Consider the following 20,763-nt stretch of genomic DNA (forward strand, 5'->3'; position numbering starts at 1 on the left):
CTTCCATTGAGAGTTTCAAAATTTAATAACCTGTATCAATTGACACTGTGGCCAAACCTTTTTCCGGTAAATTGTTATATTTTCGAAGAACAGAATGAACTGATATTAATTGACGCAGGAATGCCTGCGAGTTTTAAAGGTATCGACGATTTGATAAAAAAGATGCAAAAACCGCTGACAAACATCGTCCTGACTCATGCGCATGGAGATCATGTCGGGGCATTAATGAGGTTAAAGAAGGAATATCCGGAAGCTTGTGTATCCATTTCTGGTCGTGATAGCCGCTTGCTCGCAGGAGATAAAACCTTGGATGCACATGAGCCTCAATCACCCATTAAAGGTGGCGTGCCAAAGAATTTCGAAATAGTTGCAGAACGACTATTGAAAGAGGGGGATCTTGTCGGTTCGCTTGAAGTAGTTGAAACACCTGGGCATACACCTGGCTCAATTTCCCTACTTGATAGAAATCTCAAGGCAATTATAGTGGGAGATGCTTTTCAAACCCACCGAAAAGTTGCTGTTAGTGGTCAAATGGTGCCCTTGTTTCCTTTTCCTGCCTTTGGCACTTGGAATAAAGAATTATCACTTGAAAGTGCGAAAAAAATTGAGCATTTAGAACCTCAAATTCTTGCATCAGGTCACGGCAAAGTATTGGTTGATCCCAAAATGGAAATTAATCGTGCGATAACTGAAGCAGAAGCAAATCTAACGAAACACCTCCAGGAACTATAATGTTATACATCCCGAAGCAAATTCCTTAATGGATGAGCGGTTGTCAAGGTCATCCAATGCTTTTTGCAAGATTTGCATGTTAGAGGTGGATACTCACCTGTGTACCAATCGGGACAATTCCTGCCAATTCTTCAACATCGTTATTATACATGCGAATGCAGCCTTTCGACACAGCCTTCCCAATCGAATCGGGATCATTTGTCCCGTGAATCCCGTAGCTTTGTTTCGATAAACTCATCCACATCGTTCCGAATGGCCCGCCAGGATTTGGTGCTTTATTAATAATAATATAACTGCCGGTCGGTGTGTCATAAAGAACTCTACCTACAGCAATCGGATATTGTTTTTGTAATTCATCATTATGAAAGAGCTTCAACCAACGACCATTAATGGAAACCTCAATCCGGTAGGGCAGTGTATTTGGATCGGGAAATCCAGGTATTTCAATTAATTGGCCAACGTTAATGATATTCGCATTAATGGCGGGGTTTGCACGAATAATTGTGGAAAGCGGAGTACGGTAGTCAACGGATATTTGAAAAAGGGTTTCTCCTCGTTTTACAGTATGAAGCATTCAATTCAACTCCGTTTTTCAAAATTTTTGTTCCCAATAGTTTATGACAGGGTGCGTATTAAGTGCAATACGGGGATAACGGATTTCTGGTCAAATGAGTTAATAAAATTAGGCAATGCTTGGTCACTTATTATATATCTTCCAATCGTTGTATGATGATACAATTAGCTGAGGAATTTATACATACTATGGAGGAAAGAATGCGCAAATATATAGGAGAAGTTATGCTGTGTATTACAGCAATTATTTGGGGAAGTGGCTTTGTTGTCAGCAGTATTGCTCTGGAGCATTACACTCCTTATCAGGTATTGGCTGGAAGGTTTTTAATCGGGTTTGTTGTATTAAGTGGGATTTATTACAAAAGACTTATGGTTTTAAATAGAAAAATTATCATAAAGGGATTGGTGCTAGGTTTTTTCCTATACTTGGCCTTTGCTCTGCAAACAGTTGGATTGCAGTATACGACCCCTTCTAAAAATGCCTTTCTAACAGCAGTTAATGTAGTAATAGTACCTTTTATTGCATTCCTGGCTTATAAGAGGAAAATCGATAAATTTGAGTTCATGGGGGCATTCTTGGCAATCTTCGGAGTAGGGTTATTATCCCTTCAATTTACAACAAGCATCAATGTAGGGGATATTCTAACGCTTGCCTGTGCAGTTGCCTTTGCTTATCAAATTTTTTATACAGCTAAGTTTGTGAAGGATGAAGATCCCATCACGTTAACAATTGTTCAAATGTTTTTTGCAGCTGTTTTTTCATGGATTGTTGTTCTCTTTAAAGGAGAGATAAACTTTTCCACTGAAACGGAAGCCGTGTCAGCCATTATATATTTAGCCATATTCTCGACAACCCTTGCATATCTTTTCCAAACAATTGCTCAAAAGTCTACAAATGAAACGAAGGCGGCCATTATTCTTTCAACCGAGTCTTTCTGGGGAATGATATTTTCGGTACTACTGCTGGGTGAAGTGTTAACAAGCAGAATGATTATCGGGGCGGCATTCATTCTTTGTGCGATTTTGATTGCTGAAACCAAGTTATCCTTCTTAAAAAAGAGAGGCATTGAAAACTGAACATAGGATTTTTTGTATAGTGTAGACAAAGTCGACAACCGACTTTGTCTTATTTTTTAGGAAATTAAATGAGGACAGTCTGGATGTCCTTTTGAACTTCATGCGGGCGTTTGTTCGACAGCATGTCCTATGTATGAGGTTTGGTTAATGCACTCGTGGTTATACCTACACAAAGAATCGTAAAAATCGATAGGAGAAATGTATTGGATGATATAAAGACTCCGCCTAAACAAACAACTGCCGCATCAATAATAAAAATGACAATCCCGACATTTATATGTGTTTTATCTGAAATAAACTGAGCCAATAAATCAGTCCCTCCGGTACTTGTCTCGTATCGTAACATAAGCCCGATCCCGATCCCTACAAAAATTCCACCTATAATTGAACTGGTAATGGGGGGAAGTTCGACAAGGGTACGAAACGGTTTAAATAAATCGATCATTACTGAAGATACTAATAGCCCGTGCAGGCTATTAAAGAAATAAGGTTTATACTTAAACCACGCAAGTATAAAGATTGGAATGCTTAAAACAATGATCATAAGGCCGATTTTAAGACTGAATAAATAATAAATGATTAATGAAAGTCCGATAATGCCACCGTCTAGAATTTCGTAAGGTGTTAAAAATACATTGATTCCCAAGGATAAGAAAATACTGCCTAAAACAATAGCGATGCCTTTCTGTATAAATTGCATGCAATACCCCTCATAAACTGGACATGCATTATTTTATGAAGAGGTTGTACAGAAAATGAACATCTGTTTTTGAAATTAAAGGAACAGTTCCATGAGCGCATTATGCTTAAGTTTCCCCGGGTACCTTCATGAAACGGATTGTACGGTGGGTACTATCGTATAAACACCATTCCCTGTTGCCGACCACGGACCCAACATTGATCCAATAATTATTCATTTGTAATTTTATTTCATTTCCAAAGTGGATAGGTTCATGTACTTTCCTGTTTCCTGTGTAAAGCCCACTTCTATGGCTATGACCAAAAAAGACAAGCGAGGTGTCGATTTCAAGAGTGGCAGTATTAATAGGCTCCCATTGATTGTCCCATTCAATTTGGTGGCCATGTATCAATGTGGCATCCTCAAGCACCAGCCTTTCCGGTAATGCGGCAAATCGTCCAATACCAGTGACAGATGTGATACGCTCTTCTTGATTGCCGCGGATGGTTGGGAAAGTTAATAATTTTTCAAACTCCTCCTCGATAATCGCAGCAGCTTTCAATGGTGCATTTGAAATCGCCAAAGCTTTTTTCTTTCCAATCGTACACTCATAAAGATCTCCAAGACCAATCAGCATAGCATCCGGAGCAAGTGCTTGGATATGTTGCAAAACAGCTTTCGTATCATTAGTATTTGAGTGTAAATCCCCTAAAAAAGCATATCTCATTTTTTCACCTACAAACATGAATTCATTTATTTTTATTTTAGTCCAGTTTGCCCATTATGAAAACATGGCAGTGGAGAAAGACAAAATAACTGAAATTATACAAAGTAAATAAATTTATTCCACTCATAATCCCATCGATATTTTGACATGATAAAGGCATAACATTTTTGGAGGTGTTTTTGACATGCAAAACAATAATGGTAATGGTAAACGTTTCACGCAAACAGGTACAGATATAGAGGAAGTTAAGCGCCAAAACGCACAAGGATTCTCGGGAGCTCAATCATTCGGAACTGATCCGCAAAAAGTGCGTGAAGAAATCGCTCAAGAGGCAGGCCCTTTTGGCAAATCATTCTCTTCAAATCAAGCCCCCCAGTCTTTTGGCGGGAAAACAGCATCAGGTACAGACATCCAGAAAGTGCGCGAAGAGATAGCCCAGGAATCAGCTCCTTTTGGTAACTCATTCTCTTCAAACCAAGCTTCCCAATCATTTGGTGGGAAAACGGCATCAGGCACTGATATTCAGAAAGTTCGGGAAGAGATAGCCCAAGAAGGTGGTCCATTTGGCAAATCATTCTCTTCAAACCAAGCCCCTCAATCATTTGGCGGGAAAACGGCGTCAGGTACTGACATCCAAAAAGTAAGAGAAGAAATTGCTCAGGAATCAGCACCTTTTAGCAGCCAATTCTCTTCAACACAAGGCCAGTCATTTGGCGGGAAAACGGCGTCAGGTACCGACATCCAAAAAGTAAGAGAAGAAATTGCTCAGGAATCAGCACCTTTTAGCAGCCAATTCTCTTCAACACAAGGCCAATCATTTGGCGGGAAAACAGCGTCAGGTACCGACATTCAAAAAGTGAGAGAAGAAATTGCACAAGAATCAGGTCCTTTTAACGTACCTTCTTCTCAACAATCTTCAGCAGGTAAAACAATGGCCGGCACAGACATCGCGGAAGTAAAGCGACAAAACCAACAAGCTGAACAAGGGAAGAATAAATTCTAATTTATTAAGTAAAAGCGCCTCTATATAGGGGCGTTTTTATTTCAATAAGCACACTTAGAATTCATGAAAAGGAGCAGAGTTATGCAAAATGAGAAATACACAATTAGTGGTACAGACATTGAAGAAGTAAAAAGAAAAAATGCGGAATCGGGACTATCCTATAAAGAAGTATTGGAGCATCTTGCGAAAACCGGCGGTAGCAATACGAAAGCGGATAACGCCACAATGGGGATGGGAGTTAAAAATCATAACGAATATCCAAACTAAAAATGGAATATAAAATTAAAGGAGCGTATAATTCGTGAATAAAAATCAAGAAGCATTTTTGGAATCGAAAAAGGAATTCGCAAATTTACCGGCTAGCGAAAAACCGGACATGGTGGATTCGGATAATATTAGTTTGTTCGACTTGCACGAGGATATGAAAACAGTCGACGCAATACCCGTTGAGGAATTGAACAAGCGAGTGAAAACAGAGGATGATGAACTGATTACAGAAGTATTCAGAAAAGAATCTCCTGATGAAAAGAGACAACATTAGATTGGAGCTATTCAAGCATGAAGAAGCTTGAATAGCTTTTTAAACATTAAGAATGCTGGGAATCTGTATGCTAAAATATTCTCTTTTAAGATTAAATTGTCAACATAAACAATAGAATCTTCTGACTTAAGTTGTTGAAATTTGGAAGTATGATTGATAAAATTTATTTATATTTTCAGAAAATTCTAAGTTCTGATCGGGGGATGAAAATGTCAGGGGGATTTTTAACGGAAGAACATCAAATGTTTCGGGCAGCATTACGCAAAATGCTTGAGAAAGAGGCTTACCCTTTTATCGAAGAGTGGGAATTACATAGGGAAGTGCCAAGAAAGTTTTGGAAAACCCTGGGGGAGAATGGCTTTTTATGCCCAATGGTGAGTGAATCCTATGGTGGTTTGGGACTCGATTTTGGGTATTCTATGATTCTGGGAGAAGAATTAGAGCGCGTAGGCGCAGGACCTGCAAGCGGAATTGTATTGCATTCCGATATTGTTGTACCGTATATCGAGCAATATGGTACGGAAGAACAAAAAAGAAAGTGGCTGCCAAAGAGTGTGAGCGGCGAATATATATCAGCTATCGCGATGACGGAACCAGGGGCTGGATCGGATTTAGCCGGTATTCGGACTACCGCTCGCAAAGAAGGTGATTATTACATTTTAAATGGGGAGAAAACCTTCATTACTAACGGCATTAATGCGGATTACGTAATCGTCGTCTGTAAAACGGATACAGCAGCCAACCCGGCGCACAGGGGAATTAGCTTGATAGTGGTTGAGAATGGTACACCAGGATTTAAAAGAGGAAAAAAACTAAATAAAATTGGGATGCATTCCTCCGATACCGGAGAGCTAATTTTCGAAGAAGCAAGAGTACCGGTAGCAAATTTACTCGGTGAAGAAGGGAAAGGCTTTTACTACCTAATGGATAAATTGCAACAAGAACGGTTGCTTGTTGCGATTGAAGTTCAAATTGAGGCAGAAGAGATGTTCCGTTTGACCAGGGATTACGTGAAAAGTAGAAAAGCGTTTAATCAAGCAATTGCAGATTTCCAAAATACGCAATTCAAATTAGCGGAGATGGCCACCGAGATTGATATAGGTCGTAATTATATCAATAACCTTGTGGCAAAACATATTGCCGGTGAGAAAATCGTAAAAGAAGTATCAATGGCTAAATGGTGGATTAGCGAGATGGCAAAACGTGTCGCAGCAGATTGTCTGCAACTCCATGGCGGATATGGCTATATGGAAGAATACGAGATTGCCAGACGCTATAGAGATATACCAGTGGCGGCCATTTATGCCGGAACAACGGAAATCATGAAAGGAATCATTGCGAAGGAAATTTTAAGATAGGGGTTTTAATTCTCGAACCAAATTAAAGGGGGATGGCCATGTTTATAAGTAATGTTTTGGAAAAACATGCAACGATTGCACCTGACTCACAGGCAATTGCTTTTGAAGGGAAAGAGTGGACTTATAGCGAGCTGTATAAGAATGCTCAAAAAATCGCGGCGTACCTACAGAAGAAAGGTTACCAAAAAGGGGATATCGTTGCGCAATTTATGTTGAATTCCGATTTATTTATGGCCGTATACTATGGAGTGCAAATGGCTGGGCTTACGGTTATGCCGGTGAATACGAAACTTGCACAGCCAGAAGTGGAGTATATATTCTCCCATTCGGAATCAAAGCTGTTAATCTTTGATGAGAGAATTGAACAGACTATAAAAAATTGTGCGCATCCTTTTAAAGACAAAATCAATTCTGCAAAAATACGTGAAATACTAAGCGCGGAAGAAGCGGATTATAAACAGGTGCCATTGAATCCAAATGAGACTGCGGTCGTCATGTATACATCCGGTACGACTGGAAAGCCAAAAGGGGTGAAATTATCCCATAGAAACGTTTATGAGACAGCGGAAATATGGTCAGAATCGATGAAAATGACTAAGGAAGATCGAATGTATATTTGTACACCTCTTTTCCACTGCGCAGGAAGTCATGTCTTTGCTGTACCAACGATGTACAGTGGCGGAGCCGTCATCATTGAAGAGGCGTTTTCACCAGATCGTACAGTAAATAACTTAGTCGAAACGAAAGCCACTATTTTCTTTGGGGTTCCAGCGATGTATACCCTTTTGCTAAACAAGCCCGGGTTGGAAAACACAAATTTTGAGCACTTAAGGTTATTCGTATACGGTGCTTCGCCAATGCCATACGAATTGGTAAAACGGTTGAAGGACACGTTCCCAAAAGTGAAAGTCCAAAATTGCTACGGACAAACAGAAAATTCACCTGCTGCATCATCTTTGACGGACAAAGATGCATTAACAAAAATTGGTTCAGTAGGAAAACCACTACCACGCACTGAAATTAAATTGGTCGATTCGTTAGGAGAGGAAGTGCCTATAGGCGAAGTGGGGGAAATTTGTGTAAAGGGCCCCCAAGTGATGAAGGGGTATCTCCGCAATCCTGAAGAAACATCAAGGACTATTAAGGATGGGTGGTTATATTCGGGGGACTTAGGTCGTTTTGATGAAGAAGGCTTTTTATATATCGTTGATCGGAAGAAAGATATGATTCTTCGGGGTGGGGAAAATATTTATCCAATAGAGGTTGAGGAAGTGCTATACCGGATCCCGCAAGTGTTGGAAGCAGCAGTGGTTGGCATTCCACACGAAGTATATGGTGAAGTGCCGAAAGCATTTGTTGTAGTTAAGGGAGGACAGTCTGTGACTGCCGAGGAAGTATTAACATACTGCGGAACTCAGTTGGCAAAATACAAGATTCCTATGGAAATAGAATTTATGGAGAAGCTTCCACGCAATGCATCCGGCAAGGTGCTGAAGCATACGTTAAAGCCTGCAGTAAATGAAATAACACATAGTTAACAAAAGGGGTATGAAAATGGGAAATGTCTATATCGTAGAAGGGGCACGAACTGCTTTCACAGCATTTGGCGGGTCATTTGCCACTGTGGATGCAGTCGAACTAGGAACGCAAACAGCAATTGAAGCATTAAAGAGAGCCAATGTACAACCCGGGAAAGTGGATCATGTTGTATATGGGGGTGTTATTGCGAGTAATATAAATGCCTCTTATTTAGCACGGCATATCGGTTTGAAAGCAGGCATTCCAAAAGAAGTACCTGCACTAACGCTAAACCGCTTATGTGGCTCAGGGTTGCAATCGATTGTAACGGCAGCTCAATACATTTTACTTGGCGAAGCCGGTATCGTGTTGGCTGGTGGTGCCGAAAATATGTCGCAATCCCCTTACTCGAATTTTGAACAGCGGTTCAGTGGGGCGAAAATGGGGAACCTACAATTTGTCGATATGCTGCAGGCTACTTTAACCGATCAATATACGGGTTCGGGAATGGGAATGACGGCGGAAAAGTTAGCGGAGCTCTATGATATTTCGCGTCAGGAACAGGATGACTTTGCTGTACAATCACATCAAAGAGCTGCTCGAGCGCGGGAAGCGGGTTATTTTAAGGAAGAAATTATCCCTGTTTCAGTAAAAACGAGAAAAGGGGAATTATTAATTGAAGTCGACGAACATATAAAGGAAACAACCACTAAGGAAACTCTATCCAAGCTCCGGCCGGCATTTAAAAAAGAAGGAACGGTAACGGCCGGAAATGCATCAGGTATCAATGATGGAGCTGCTTCAGTTATAGTGGCAAGTGAAAAGGCAGTACAAGAGAACAATCTGCTTCCGATAGCCAGAATCGTTTCCTGGGGAGTAGCTGGAGTAGATCCAGAGATTATGGGGATTGGACCAGTGCCTGCAATCAAGCAAGCATTGCACAAAGCGAACTTAACGATGGATGATATGGATTTGATAGAAGTGAACGAGGCCTTCGCAGCTCAGTACTTGGCGGTAGAAAAGGAGCTGCGGCTCGATCGTGAAAGGACGAATGTCAACGGTGGTGCGATAGCATTAGGCCATCCTGTTGGGGCAAGTGGTACAAGAATTGCCCTGGCAAGCAGCTACGAATTAAAAAGACGTGGTGGGAGATATGCTGTAGCAAGCCTATGTATAGGCGGAGGGCAAGGGATCGCCATCATAATCGAATCAGTTTCATAAGTTTTTAAAAGACTTTAGAAGTTTCATTTTGGAACTTTTAAGTCTTTTTTTCGTATAAATTGAGATAAGCAAATTATTTATATTGGGTAGAATGTAGAGGAGATGTGCTTGGGGTTCCAGAACTAATTGTGTCCCCTAATAGGTACGTAGTAGCGCGATACATCCGGAATCATAGAGGGGGAAATTTCTGCGGTCAACCAAAACAAAACACAAGTACGGAAGTTCAGTTTTTAACATTTTTTACAGGAATGTTAAGAAGAGATTTTTAAGTTGCGGAAGCATATTAACTTCTTAGTAAAATGTGATAAACTATCATTTAGACTAATAAAAACCGCAATTTTTATCCTACTAGTTGTAAGGATGATTTTTGTATATGGATTCTCTTAAATACTATAACAACCAAAGTGAGCTGAAAGATAATGGAACAACCATTTTTACCGATATTATTAGGTTCTGATATGAATGCTTATGGCATGGCGCGTGCTTTTTATGAGGCGTACGGCTTAAAACCGCTTATACTGGGCCGATCCCATTTAACGGCGACTCAAGATAGCCGGATTCTCCATTTCCAGGAAATTAGAAATTTGAACCAGCAGGATGTATTTGTTCCAGCACTGGAAAAAATCGCAAGACAATATCCAGATAAGAAATTATTGCTATTAGCTTGCGGAGATGATTATGCGAAGCTAATTATTAAGAATAAACAGGAACTAGAAAAATATTTTACAGTTCCATATATCGATGAATCATTAATGGATCAAATACTACTAAAAGAAAACTTCTATAAAATGTGCGAAAAATACAACTTCAAGTATCCGGGTACAACGACGGTTACAGCAGAAAACTATGAAGAATTCACACCACCATTTGAATATCCAATTATTTTAAAGGCGTCTAATTCTGTTGCTTACTGGGCTTGTAGCTTCCCGGGCAAAAAGAAGGTGTTTGTTGCACATGATGAAGCAGAGAAAACAGCCATCCTGAAAGCGATTTACGCCTCCACTTACCAGGATACAATGATTGTCCAGGAATTCATCCCGGGGGATGATTCCTATATGCGTGTCCTGAATGCTTATGTCGGCAAAGACGGCAAGGTCAAATTAATGTGTCTGGGCAACCCAATTCTTGAAGAGCATTCACCTGATGGAATTGGTAGTTACGCGGCGATAATTACAACACATGATGAAAAGTTGATGGATAAAGTACGTCATTTCTTAGAGGATATTGGCTACACAGGTTTTGCCAACTTTGATATGAAGTACGATGCACGTGATGGCGAATACAAGCTATTTGAAATCAATCTTCGTAACGGTCGTTCTAGTTATTTCGTTACTGCAGCGGGTTATAACTTAATGAAATACGTAGCGGATGATCGTATGTTGAACATCAAACAAGAGTTGACTTACGCCAATAATAAGCATTTGTGGATGATTATTCCAAAAGGTGTTTTATTTAAATATGCTTCCAACGAGAAAATGAAAATTGAAGCAAAAAGTTTAATCCGCCAGGGAAAATGGACAAACTCTTTATTCTATAAAGAGGACATGAATTTAAGACGTTGGGTTAAAATAACTTTAAATAATTTAAACTATTATCGTAAATATAAAAAATATTTTAATAAAAAAGGTTTGGAAGAATGAGAAAAACATTAGGTATTATCGGTGGCGTCGGTCCATTGGCAACGATGTTTATCGGCGAAATGATAGTCCGTCGAACGAGTGCCGCCAAAGATCAGGAACATGTGCATACAATTATCGATAATGATACTTCGATTCCGGATCGCACAGCATATATTCTAGACCAAACAAAGGAAAACCCTGTCCCATACTTGATAAGGGATGCTGAGAAATTGGCCAATGCGGGGGCGGATTTGATTTGTATTCCTTGCAATACAGCGCATACTTTTTATGAAGAATTGCAAGCAGCTTCCCCAGTGCCTGTACTGCATATGATTCGTGAAACGGCTAAGAGAGCAGCTGATACCGGCGCTAAACGTGTTGGAATTTTAGCCACAGATGGGACATTGGCTTCGGGCGTTTACCAACAAGCATTGATTCAGCAAGATATCGAACCGATTGTTCCCGATATAGAAATACAGCATCATGTGATGTCTATTATTTATGATTACGTCAAGGCCGGAAAAGAAGTAACCATGCATCAATGGGATGTGGTTGAACAAGCAATGCTCCAGCTGGACTGTGACAAAATTATTTTGGGCTGTACAGAGCTCTCGATTGTAAATAAAGAATTAAAATTAGATAACCGATATATTGATTCGCTGATGGTTCTAGCAGAAAGTGCGATCCTTGCATGCGGCTACGAATTAAACAGCCCATTGAGAGTTTAAGCATGCCTTTTCATAGGCAGGTTCAGACTGTTGACAAACGCTTTCATCCGACGCTGGTTGTCTCGTTCGTCCCCTCGTGAACATCATGTACTACTTGGATCGAGACTCGACTGCCCGCCTTGTGTGCCAAGCGTTTCAGGATAGTCTGGTTAAACTTTCTTTTTTAAGGAAATAACTAAAAAACGTGTAAACTAAGTCGAATATCGACTTTGTCTACACTCTGAGCCTGCCTTTTCATAGGCAGGTTTTTTTATAGTCCAAAAATAGTTGAGAGATGGGCATTTTACTCATCCACCGGGCAATTTTGGCGTTGTCTTTCGAGAAGCGTGCCAAAATCTCAAATATTTTTTATAAAGTATTTTACAAGTTGGTATGTATACAATTGTTTCAACCGGTCATAGCGAGTTTCTATCCTGCAAACGAGGATAGAAAAAACACTCCAAAGTCGGGTAAACTATTCAATATATGGTACACTATACGCAAGTAACTAAAGGTAGGTAAACTAATCATGTCCGTAATTAATTTATTAAATGAAACATTACAAAACAAATGGAACTATGAAAAGACGATGAAGGTTCAGGACGAAATGATTCCAGCCATGCTCGAAGGGAAAGACATTGTTGCAGAATCACCTACGGGATCAGGAAAAACTTTGGCATATGTTCTGCCTATTTTAAATAAAGTAGATGGTAGTAAAAAACAGACGCAGGCGCTGATTGTAGCTCCTTCACAAGAGCTGGCGATGCAAATAGTTGAGGTTATTCGTGAATGGACTGCTGGTACGGATATTACAGTGCAGCAATTAATCGGCGGAGCCAATTCAGCTCGTCAAATTGAAAAACTAAAGAAAAAACCGACAATTGTTGTCGGTACACCAGGACGTTTAAATGAACTGGCGAGAGCAAATAAATTAAAATTAAAAGAAGTACAAATTGTTGTGCTAGATGAATGCGATCAACTACTGAGCCGTGAATACCGTGTAACCGTAAAATCCTTTATAGAAGGTGCAGCTTTCGGAAGACAAGTGGTGGTAGTTTCTGCAACAATCACGGAAGAAATCAAGCTGGTCGCGAGCCGTTTAATGTTTGAACCGATTTTGATCGAGATAAAGCCTGAAGATATGGTACAGGTAGGAAAGGTAGAGCACTCCTTTATAAAGGTGGATGAACGGGATAAAACGGATATGCTCCGTCGTCTTGCCAATATTGAAGAGCTTCACGGACTGGCGTTCGTTAATAACATCGACCAAGTGCTTATGAAAGAAACGAAATTAAAATATCGCGATGCAAAAGTTGTTACGCTGCACTCAGACATGAAAAAAGAAGAGCGTAAAAAGGCGTTGGATGCATTTAGAAAAGGGGAAGCCCGTATCCTGATTGCCACAGACATCGCTGCCCGTGGATTGGATATTGAAGGGTTAACACATGTCATACATGTGGATGTCCCACGCACGATTGAACAATATACACATCGTTCCGGCCGAACTGGACGTGCAGGTGCAGATGGTGAAGTGATGACCTTGCTTTCATATAAAGATGAAAAAGACTATAAGAAGCTGATACGAGAAATGAAAGTAAAAGCTGTTCAAAAAGTTTGGAATAAAGGCAGTATAGTGGAAGGTAATTCAAAAACCGTAACACAAAAGAGAGGGAACTAGGATGACTTTTGAGGAGAAATTGGAGCAGTATGCAGAATTGGCTGTAAAAGTTGGCGTAAACATTCAAGAAGGGCAATATTTATTAGTCAACACCACTACAGATACACTAGATTTTACGCGTATTGTAGTGAAAAAAGCTTATGAAGCAGGGGCAGGTCGAGTTCAAGTTAATTTAACGGACCCGACTATTACACGAAGTTTTTATGAACATGGAGCTGAAGAGGAATTTAGCAAGTTTCCAAAATGGACTGTAGCGCAAAGACACGAGTTGATTGAACGTAAAGGGGCTCTATTATGGATTGATGCTGAGGATCCGGACCTTTTGGCTGGGATACCATCGTCCCGAATTTCTGCTCAAGAAAAAGCATCAGGTACTGCCCTTGTCCGTTACCGTAAAGCAATCATGAAGGATGAAATCGCATGGTCAATCATTGCCGTCCCGTCAAAAAAATGGGCAGCAAAAGTGTTCCCTGATTTACCTGAGACTGAGCAAATGCCAGCTCTATGGGAAGCAATATTCAAAACCGTTCGCATTGGCGAAGGGGAAGCCGTCAGCAATTGGCAGCAGCATATTGAGACATTGCAAGACCGAGCTACGCAACTGAACAAGATGAGTCTTTCGAAATTACATTACAAAGCACCTGGAACGGACCTGACAATCGAGCTTCCTGAGAAGCATTTATGGATTTCCGGCAGCAGCAATACACCGGAGGGTACGACTTTCATTGCCAATATGCCAACTGAGGAAGTTTTTACATTGCCGGCTAAATACGGGGTAAATGGTGTTGTTACAAGTACGAAGCCTTTAGCATATCAGGGCAATATTATCGACCAATTTTCTTTAAAATTCGAAAAAGGCAAAATTGTTGAAGCACGCGCTGAAGTGGGCAACGATTTATTGCAGGAATTAATCACTCAAGACGAAGGATCATCCTTCTTGGGAGAAGTGGCCCTTGTTCCGCATCAATCACCGATTTCACAATCCGGAATTTTATATTACAACACACTGTTCGATGAAAATGCGTCAAATCATCTTGCCATTGGTGAAGCATATCCGACATGCTTTGAAGGTGGTCAAGAACTGGAGGAGGGCCAACTCGAAGCACTGGGCATTAACGTGTCCATCACACATGTCGATTTCATGATCGGCAGTGCGGAGATGGACATTGATGGGATTTTGCCAGACGGAACAGTACAGCCAATCTTCCGAAAAGGGAATTGGGCGTTTTAATGGTTGGCTGACGTAAAGTTGAGTAACTAACCAAAAATTACATTTCAAATCCGACTGATTTTTACGAATGCTTGTTCGTATAAATCGGTCTTTTTTTATCGAAAGATGGTATAATAGAAAAAATAAATTCAAATGGAGGGCTGGGATCATGAAATTTTTTCATACTGCAGATTGGCATTTAGGGAAACTTGTACAAGGTGTTTATATGACGGACGACCAACGTTACATATTGGAACAATTCTTGCAAGCAATCGACGAAGAACAACCGGATGCGGTCATTATTGCCGGCGACTTGTATGATCGTGCACTTCCTCCAGTCGAAGCTGTTGATTTATTGGACGATATAATGGCCGAGATTGTGTTGAAACGTAAAGTACCTGTTTTAAGTATTGCGGGGAATCATGATAGCCCGACACGACTTCAATTCGGCAGTAAATTGATGAGGGAAACAGGCCTGCATATTGCAGGGAATATAACGAATCTGGAACCTGTAATCCTGAACGATGAATTTGGAGAAGTTCATTTTCATTTAGTTCCTTTTGTTGAACCGTCTACGGTTAAAAGCATATATGGGGACGACACTATCAGCACCCATGATGAGGCCATGAGGAAAATTGTGGAAGAGATTGAAGGGAAAATGGACAAGTCTAAGCGACATGTCTTTATTGGACATGCTTTTGTAACTCCTTATGGGGAAAAACAAGGCAATACGAGCGATTCAGAACGCCCTTTAGCTATTGGCGGATCGGAATGTGTGAGTGCCGAACACTTCAAGCCCTTCCATTATACAGCACTTGGACACCTGCATAAGGCGCACTTTGTTCTGAATGAGACGATCCGCTATTCAGGATCTCCGTTAAAATATTCATCTTCTGAGGCGAACCATGAAAAAGGTTATTTGATTGTGGACATAAACCAAGATGGACAGGTTTCTGTAGAAAAACGAAGATTCAATCCTAGGAGAGATTTACGGATTGTTGAAGGGTCAATTCAAGAAATACTAAGAACTCCAATAAGCGAAGATTACGTTTTCGTTCGACTAACGGATTTAACGCCGGTGGTCGGGGCGATGGAGCAAATTCGAACGGTCTATCCAAATGCTATGCATGTAGAACGCAAAACACTCCCACGGGATCCGTTTGAAGAAGAAGCCAAGGCACTTAGGAGAGAACAACTTGACGATGTCAGTTTGTTCAAGGCATTCCATAAGGAAATATTGGGGCAGGAGCCGAGCGAGATTGCGCAGCAGCTATTTGAAGAGGTCCTGCAAGAAATGTTGAGTGAGGAACGTGAAACTGCAAAAGAGGTGGTAGTGAAATGAAGCCGATCAAGCTGACGATGAAGGCTTTCGGGCCGTATAAAAATGAAGAAGTGATTGATTTCAATGAGCTGAAAGATAACCGTTTATTTGTGATTTCAGGTTCTACCGGTGCAGGGAAAACGACAATCTTTGATGGAATCTGCTTTGCTTTGTATGGTTTTGGGAGTGGACAGGATCGTAAAGAGACCAAAACGCTTAGAAGCGACTTTGCCGAAGATTCAATTCATACAGCAGTGGAGTTAGTATTTGAAATTCATGGAAAGACTTACCGTGTTCTACGTCAACTTTCCCATGTAAAGGAAGGCCGAAAAACAGCCACTGGGGAAAAATACGAGCTGTTTGAGATTGTGGATGACGGACAGGAGGTAGCATCTGTTGAGCGGCAAAGAGTTACGGATATCAATCAAAAAATTGAGGAATTAATAGGTTTAACCTATGACCAATTCAACCAAATTGTCATGCTACCGCAAGGTGAATTCAGGAAACTCTTGACTTCCCAATCGGATAATAAAGAAGAGATTTTACGTAAAATTTTCAAGACAAATCGCTATGGTGAAATGACTCACAAGCTGGAAGAAAAAAAGCGTAAGGCAGAGATGGAATTAGATCGTGCAAAAACTCTGAAAAACAGCTATATTTCCCAGATAGAGGGGGCCCTGCCAAAACGCGATTCCTTACTTTTTACACTTCTTGCACAAGAGTCCAATGTCTATCAGATTCAAGATGCATTAGATGAAGAAGTGAATTACTATAAGGAAAAAATCAAAGAAGACAAAAAAATTTATGAGGAAGCAAGAAAAAAGCATGATGATCAGTATAATCGCTTTGTTCAAAATAAAGCCATCAATGAACGAATTGATAGCTATGAAAAAAGAAAGCGGAAGCTTTCGGAGTTAGAACAGCAAAGACCTGCTTACGAAAAAATGAAAATGGACTATGAAGCGGCTATACGGGCAAGCAAGATTTTGCCTTTAAATCAACAATGCCATGCTTTGCACAAAGAAAAGATGGAAAAGCAAACCGAGCTGGAAAATGTAGCTCTAAAGCTGAAACAGGCCGGAATAGATTTGACTGAAGCAACTAAAGTATATGAAGATGAGCATTCAAAAGAAGTAGAGCGCGAGCAAGCCGCCCAACACCTAATTGATCTTCAAAAGTTATTACCTCGTTTTGAACAAATTGAATTATTAAGAAAGAACGTTCAATCGCTCGAAACAGCGGAAAAAGAAGCCCACAATTCGTTGGAAAACACGGAACAGCAACTTGATGGGGAGAAACAGAAAGTTGAACACCTTTACAAACTTATCGAACAGCTTGAAGACAACAAGGAGAACTTTAATGAGTATTTAGAGAGACAAACATACTTAAAACAAGTTATCAATCTTTTCTCACATTATCATCAATTAAAGAATGAGTTACAGGCATTGCAGATGAATGTAAATGTTTATGAGAAGGAGCATGAGTCGGCAAAGCAGGTTTATGACCTTGAAGAAGCGAAATGGCTAACAAATCAGGCCTCCCGTCTGGCAGCTAGCTTGATCCCGGGTTCACCATGTCCGGTTTGCGGAAGTACGGAACATGGACAGATCACTACTGAGCATACTGAGGCCGTTGATGAAGCCATTATAAAAAACTTAAAGATGAAATTAACCGAGGCTGAGCAAAAAAAGTATCGAGCTGAAGCAAACTTGAGTTCACATATGGCCCAAGTAAGGCAGTGTGAACAAGAGCTTGAGAAATTCAATGCAAATGCCGAAAAAGAGCGGGAATATATACAAGAGTTTAACGAGTTGAACGTGAAAATCGAGCAATTAAAAAATGATGAAGCAAAACTCGCAACCTATAAAAAGACTTTAAAACAGTTAAAGTCCGTGCTCGAACAACTCGAAGCAAAACAAAAACAACTTGCAGACAAACACTTCGAAGTAAAAGAACAACTTTTGAGAGAAAGTACAGTTTTAACAGAACAACAAAAGGAAATCCCAAGTGAACTGCACCATATCTCGCTTTTACACAAGGCAATAGCAGAAGCACGACAGCGAAAACTAGCTTTATTTACTCGATGGGAAAAAGTCCAGAAGCACCTGCATGCTACTGAGAAAAAAGTCGCTGCTACTGAAGAAGAACTGAACCAAACGACAAAATATATCGAACACCTGGAAGAAAAGCTTGTGCTTGCAAAAGAAGAGTTTAAACGTGGGATGGCCGATGCCGGATTTGAAAGTTATCGACATTTCGAGTCTTCTATTCGTGATGACTTTCAGATCAACCATTTACAAAATGAGTATATGGAGTTTTCAAAGGCGCTTCATACGATCACTGCACAAGTCGCGCAGGAGAGCGAAGAATTAGAAGGTAAGGAAAAAGTGGATTTATCACTAATTGAAGAGGCATTAAATACACTTAAATTTGAATATGAAAATGCACTTCAAATACTGAATCGTTCCCTTCAATTTGAAAGTCAAGCTATCGACTTCTCGGAAAAATTGGATCATGTCGCCGATAAAATCTACCAGCTCGAAGAGGTTTCCAGTCAAATCATAGATTTACACAATCTTTTGCGGGGACAAAATAGTAAAAAAGTTTCTTTTGAACGATACGTGCAAATGGGGTATCTGGAGCAAATTACAGAAGCCGCCAATATCCGTCTGAAAAATCTATCGAACGGACAATATTATTTGCAATGCTCGGATCGACAAGAATCCCACGGGCGTCAAAGTGGTTTAAGTCTGGATGTCCATGACACGTATACAGGCCAATCGAGGGATGTTAAATCATTGTCTGGTGGAGAGAAATTTAACGCTTCTCTATGTTTGGCATTGGGAATGGCAGATGTCATTCAAAGTTTCCAAGGAAATGTGAAAATTGATACGATGTTTATCGATGAGGGCTTTGGCTCGCTCGATGAGGAATCGCTCATGAAAGCAATTGATACACTCATCGACCTGCAGAAGTCAGGAAGAATGATTGGAGTCATTTCGCACGTATCTGAATTGAAAGCCGCCATCCCTGCCATCTTGCAGGTTGAAAAGCTAAAAGAAGGATATAGTCGAACTTCCATACTTCTGAAGTGAAAAAACGGCGGAGACTTTAGTAGTCTCTGCCGTTTACTTTATAGCCAGCCTTTGTAGATTTTCGGTTGGCTAGAAATTTCTTTGCAATGGGATAGACAATGGGTGCCATTTTAATAACTGTTCGAACAACTTTTCCAAATTTCATAGCAATGCACTCCTTCACATTATGAAGCCTTAGTAAATGTATACCCAATATAGCAACTTTAGAAACCTGGCCGGTATACCCGATATGCCTGTACTAAATTCCAGATGATGATGCCGAGGGTAACCAAGAAGTAGATTGCCATCATTACAAACATAAGAGTGACGAATCCGCCCATATTATGATAGTCCACTGAAAACATACCTATGAAGCCGAATATTGCCAAAAGGAAGGAAAGAAAGGTGGGAATTGAATGGGATAGCAAAGCTCGTTTAGCATGGTATCTTACTTCTTTATCCTTCATGACAAAATAAACTATCAAGGGCATTAAAAAGGGAGCAAACAAAAGGCTTGCATAACATAGAGCAGAAATAATTTTATTATTTTCCATGAACTCACCTCAAAATATTGCATTGTTTTTATTATATATGGAAGTGATTGACAAGAAAATGGATTCGTATTCATATTCTAGTTGAAAAAAACATATAGTTTGATACAATTAATAATGTTCCAACAATTAAACAAAATGTATTTACCACAAGGGGAGCTGATGAAGTCAGCTGAGATTGTGCACTTGTTGCACTAACTCTATGAACCTGTAAGCTAGTACTTGCGTAGGGATGTGGATAGAAACCGACTCCAATTGGCGTTTAGGCTCTGTCCTGGCGCCATTTTTTTTAGGAAAAATGAGTCGCGTCGAGCTTTCATGTAATTTGACTAATTGATTTCTATTCCTTCTCTTAGGTTCTAATCCGGATTTAAAGAGAGGAGATTTATTATGAACAATAAGAAACTATTAATGCTTGTTGAGATTGCGATTTTTGCTGGCATCGGTGTGGTGTTGGACCAATTATCCTTTTCACTATGGGCGCAAGGCGGATCCATTAGCTTTGTGATGTTGCCGATCCTCATAATTGCTGTAAGATGGGGATTGCCGGCGGGGATTGTAACAGGATTGTTGATCGGTGCTCTACAAATGCTCTTTGGTGCGTATATACTGCACTGGGCACAAGCATTGCTCGATTACGTAGTGGCATTTTCCGTTGTCGGTTTAGCCGGTGTTTTCAGAAAGCAAATTATACAGGCAGCCAATGAAGTGAATAAGAAAAACATGGCTCTTTATATTGTATTGGGGATAGTGCTGGGCGGTTTACTGCGCTTTGCAGCCCACTCACTTGCTGGTGTTGTTTTCTTTAGCGAATACGCAGGGGACCAGAACGTATGGATTTATACGTTGATTTACAATGGATCCTACATGATTCCAGCAATCATTCTTACTGCAATTGCCGGCTCTTTATTATTCGCGGCTGCACCGAGACTTTTACAAGCAAAATAACTTACAAAGACGATCTGAAATATAGGTCGTCTTTTTTATTTCATAATGGGATGATGTTCGTTAAAAGTGAAACAATACTCTTATGCCAGACAGCAAGCTTGGCGCATTAGTTAGTGCCCCCAAGTAACACCTCGTGGGAATCATTATAAGGAAAACATTATGAAACGCAGCAATTAAAAACAAAAACACTTCCCCGGATTGCATGCCCAATAATTTGTTAGGATTG

Annotated in this window: 20 protein-coding genes and 1 riboswitch; of the genes, 15 read left to right on the top strand and 5 right to left on the bottom strand. The window is 40.3% G+C overall.

The genetic code is table 11. The features are described from left to right. Positions 1-6 precede the first annotated feature (6 nt). Entirely contained in the window at positions 7-732 is a 726-nt protein-coding gene (locus CD33_RS05620) for an MBL fold metallo-hydrolase (protein ID WP_036198880.1), read from the top strand. 79 nt (positions 733-811) lie between these two features. Here CD33_RS05620 and CD33_RS05625 read toward each other — a convergent pair whose 3' ends face one another. Beyond that, complete coding sequence (locus CD33_RS05625) at positions 812-1,306, bottom strand: L,D-transpeptidase family protein (protein ID WP_036198881.1); 495 nt, start codon at positions 1,304-1,306, stop codon at positions 812-814. Positions 1,307-1,506: 200 nt separating this feature from the next. On the opposite strand from CD33_RS05625, the gene CD33_RS05630 reads away from it, so the two are divergent. After that, complete coding sequence (locus CD33_RS05630; protein ID WP_036198882.1) at positions 1,507-2,382, top strand: DMT family transporter; 876 nt, start codon at positions 1,507-1,509, stop codon at positions 2,380-2,382. 127 nt (positions 2,383-2,509) lie between these two features. On the opposite strand, the gene CD33_RS05635 is transcribed toward CD33_RS05630, so the two are convergent. Both CD33_RS05635 and CD33_RS05640 read right to left on the bottom strand, forming a co-directional pair. Further along, positions 2,510-3,082 carry a YitT family protein gene (locus tag CD33_RS05635; RefSeq protein ID WP_036198883.1) on the bottom strand — a complete coding sequence of 191 codons (573 nt, stop codon included), beginning with the start codon at positions 3,080-3,082 and terminating at the stop codon, positions 2,510-2,512. Positions 3,083-3,188: 106 nt separating this feature from the next. Continuing rightward, positions 3,189-3,788 carry a metallophosphoesterase family protein gene (locus tag CD33_RS05640; RefSeq protein ID WP_036198884.1) on the bottom strand — a complete coding sequence of 200 codons (600 nt, stop codon included), beginning with the start codon at positions 3,786-3,788 and terminating at the stop codon, positions 3,189-3,191. A 184-nt stretch (positions 3,789-3,972) separates the two neighbouring features. Between CD33_RS05640 and CD33_RS05645 the strand changes: the two genes are divergently transcribed. From CD33_RS05645 to CD33_RS05700, 12 genes are all read left to right on the top strand, one after another. After that, positions 3,973-4,791, top strand: a complete 819-nt coding sequence (locus CD33_RS05645; RefSeq protein WP_036198885.1) for a hypothetical protein — start codon at positions 3,973-3,975, stop codon at positions 4,789-4,791. Between the two features lie 81 nt (positions 4,792-4,872). After that, positions 4,873-5,058, top strand: a complete 186-nt coding sequence (locus tag CD33_RS05650) for a hypothetical protein (RefSeq protein WP_036198886.1) — start codon at positions 4,873-4,875, stop codon at positions 5,056-5,058. 34 nt (positions 5,059-5,092) lie between these two features. Next, the gene (locus tag CD33_RS05655; protein WP_235863379.1) at positions 5,093-5,332 is read left to right on the top strand and encodes a YczO family protein; all 240 of its coding nucleotides are present in this window, start codon (positions 5,093-5,095) and stop codon (positions 5,330-5,332) included. Between the two features lie 209 nt (positions 5,333-5,541). Continuing rightward, on the top strand, positions 5,542-6,690 hold the full coding sequence (locus CD33_RS05660; protein ID WP_036198887.1) for an acyl-CoA dehydrogenase family protein: 1,149 nt from the start codon (positions 5,542-5,544) through the stop codon (positions 6,688-6,690). A 32-nt stretch (positions 6,691-6,722) separates the two neighbouring features. Next, entirely contained in the window at positions 6,723-8,228 is a 1,506-nt protein-coding gene (locus CD33_RS05665; protein ID WP_088291770.1) for a class I adenylate-forming enzyme family protein, read from the top strand. A 16-nt stretch (positions 8,229-8,244) separates the two neighbouring features. Next, on the top strand, positions 8,245-9,429 hold the full coding sequence (locus CD33_RS05670; protein ID WP_036198889.1) for an acetyl-CoA C-acetyltransferase: 1,185 nt from the start codon (positions 8,245-8,247) through the stop codon (positions 9,427-9,429). Between the two features lie 419 nt (positions 9,430-9,848). Beyond that, complete coding sequence (locus CD33_RS05675) at positions 9,849-11,069, top strand: carboxylate--amine ligase (protein WP_036198891.1); 1,221 nt, start codon at positions 9,849-9,851, stop codon at positions 11,067-11,069. After that, a complete protein-coding gene (gene cuyB / locus CD33_RS05680; RefSeq protein ID WP_036198894.1) occupies positions 11,066-11,776 on the top strand; it encodes a cysteate racemase in 711 nt (236 codons plus the stop codon). Before CD33_RS05675 ends, cuyB begins: the two co-directional genes overlap by 4 nt. A gap of 508 nt (positions 11,777-12,284) precedes the next feature. Further along, a complete protein-coding gene (locus CD33_RS05685; protein WP_036198896.1) occupies positions 12,285-13,433 on the top strand; it encodes a DEAD/DEAH box helicase in 1,149 nt (382 codons plus the stop codon). Position 13,434: 1 nt separating this feature from the next. Continuing rightward, positions 13,435-14,664: an aminopeptidase gene (locus tag CD33_RS05690; RefSeq protein ID WP_036198897.1), complete on the top strand. Its 1,230-nt coding sequence runs from the start codon at positions 13,435-13,437 to the stop codon at positions 14,662-14,664. Between the two features lie 148 nt (positions 14,665-14,812). After that, positions 14,813-15,985, top strand: a complete 1,173-nt coding sequence (locus CD33_RS05695; protein WP_036198898.1) for an exonuclease SbcCD subunit D — start codon at positions 14,813-14,815, stop codon at positions 15,983-15,985. Further along, positions 15,982-19,059, top strand: a complete 3,078-nt coding sequence (locus tag CD33_RS05700; RefSeq protein ID WP_036198899.1) for an AAA family ATPase — start codon at positions 15,982-15,984, stop codon at positions 19,057-19,059. The genes CD33_RS05695 and CD33_RS05700 overlap by 4 nt, the downstream gene beginning before the upstream one ends. Positions 19,060-19,075: 16 nt before the next feature. Here the strand turns inward: CD33_RS05700 and yxzF are convergent, their stop codons facing one another. Both yxzF and CD33_RS05705 read right to left on the bottom strand, forming a co-directional pair. Next, entirely contained in the window at positions 19,076-19,204 is a 129-nt protein-coding gene (gene yxzF / locus CD33_RS20675) for a small protein YxzF (RefSeq protein ID WP_235863377.1), read from the bottom strand. 58 nt (positions 19,205-19,262) lie between these two features. Next, positions 19,263-19,592, bottom strand: a complete 330-nt coding sequence (locus CD33_RS05705) for a magnetosome magnetite crystal formation protein family (RefSeq protein ID WP_036198900.1) — start codon at positions 19,590-19,592, stop codon at positions 19,263-19,265. A gap of 139 nt (positions 19,593-19,731) precedes the next feature. Then, positions 19,732-19,839: riboswitch (TPP riboswitch) on the top strand. Positions 19,840-19,979: 140 nt separating this feature from the next. Between CD33_RS05705 and thiT the strand changes: the two genes are divergently transcribed. Next, positions 19,980-20,537 (top strand): energy-coupled thiamine transporter ThiT, encoded by a 558-nt coding sequence (thiT, locus tag CD33_RS05710; RefSeq protein ID WP_036198901.1) that lies wholly within the window; start codon positions 19,980-19,982, stop codon positions 20,535-20,537. The last annotated feature ends 226 nt before the right edge of the window (positions 20,538-20,763 follow it).

It is taken from the genome of Ureibacillus sinduriensis BLB-1 = JCM 15800, from assembly GCF_000772955.1.
Taxonomy (GTDB): Bacteria; Bacillota; Bacilli; order Bacillales_A; family Planococcaceae; genus Ureibacillus; species Ureibacillus sinduriensis.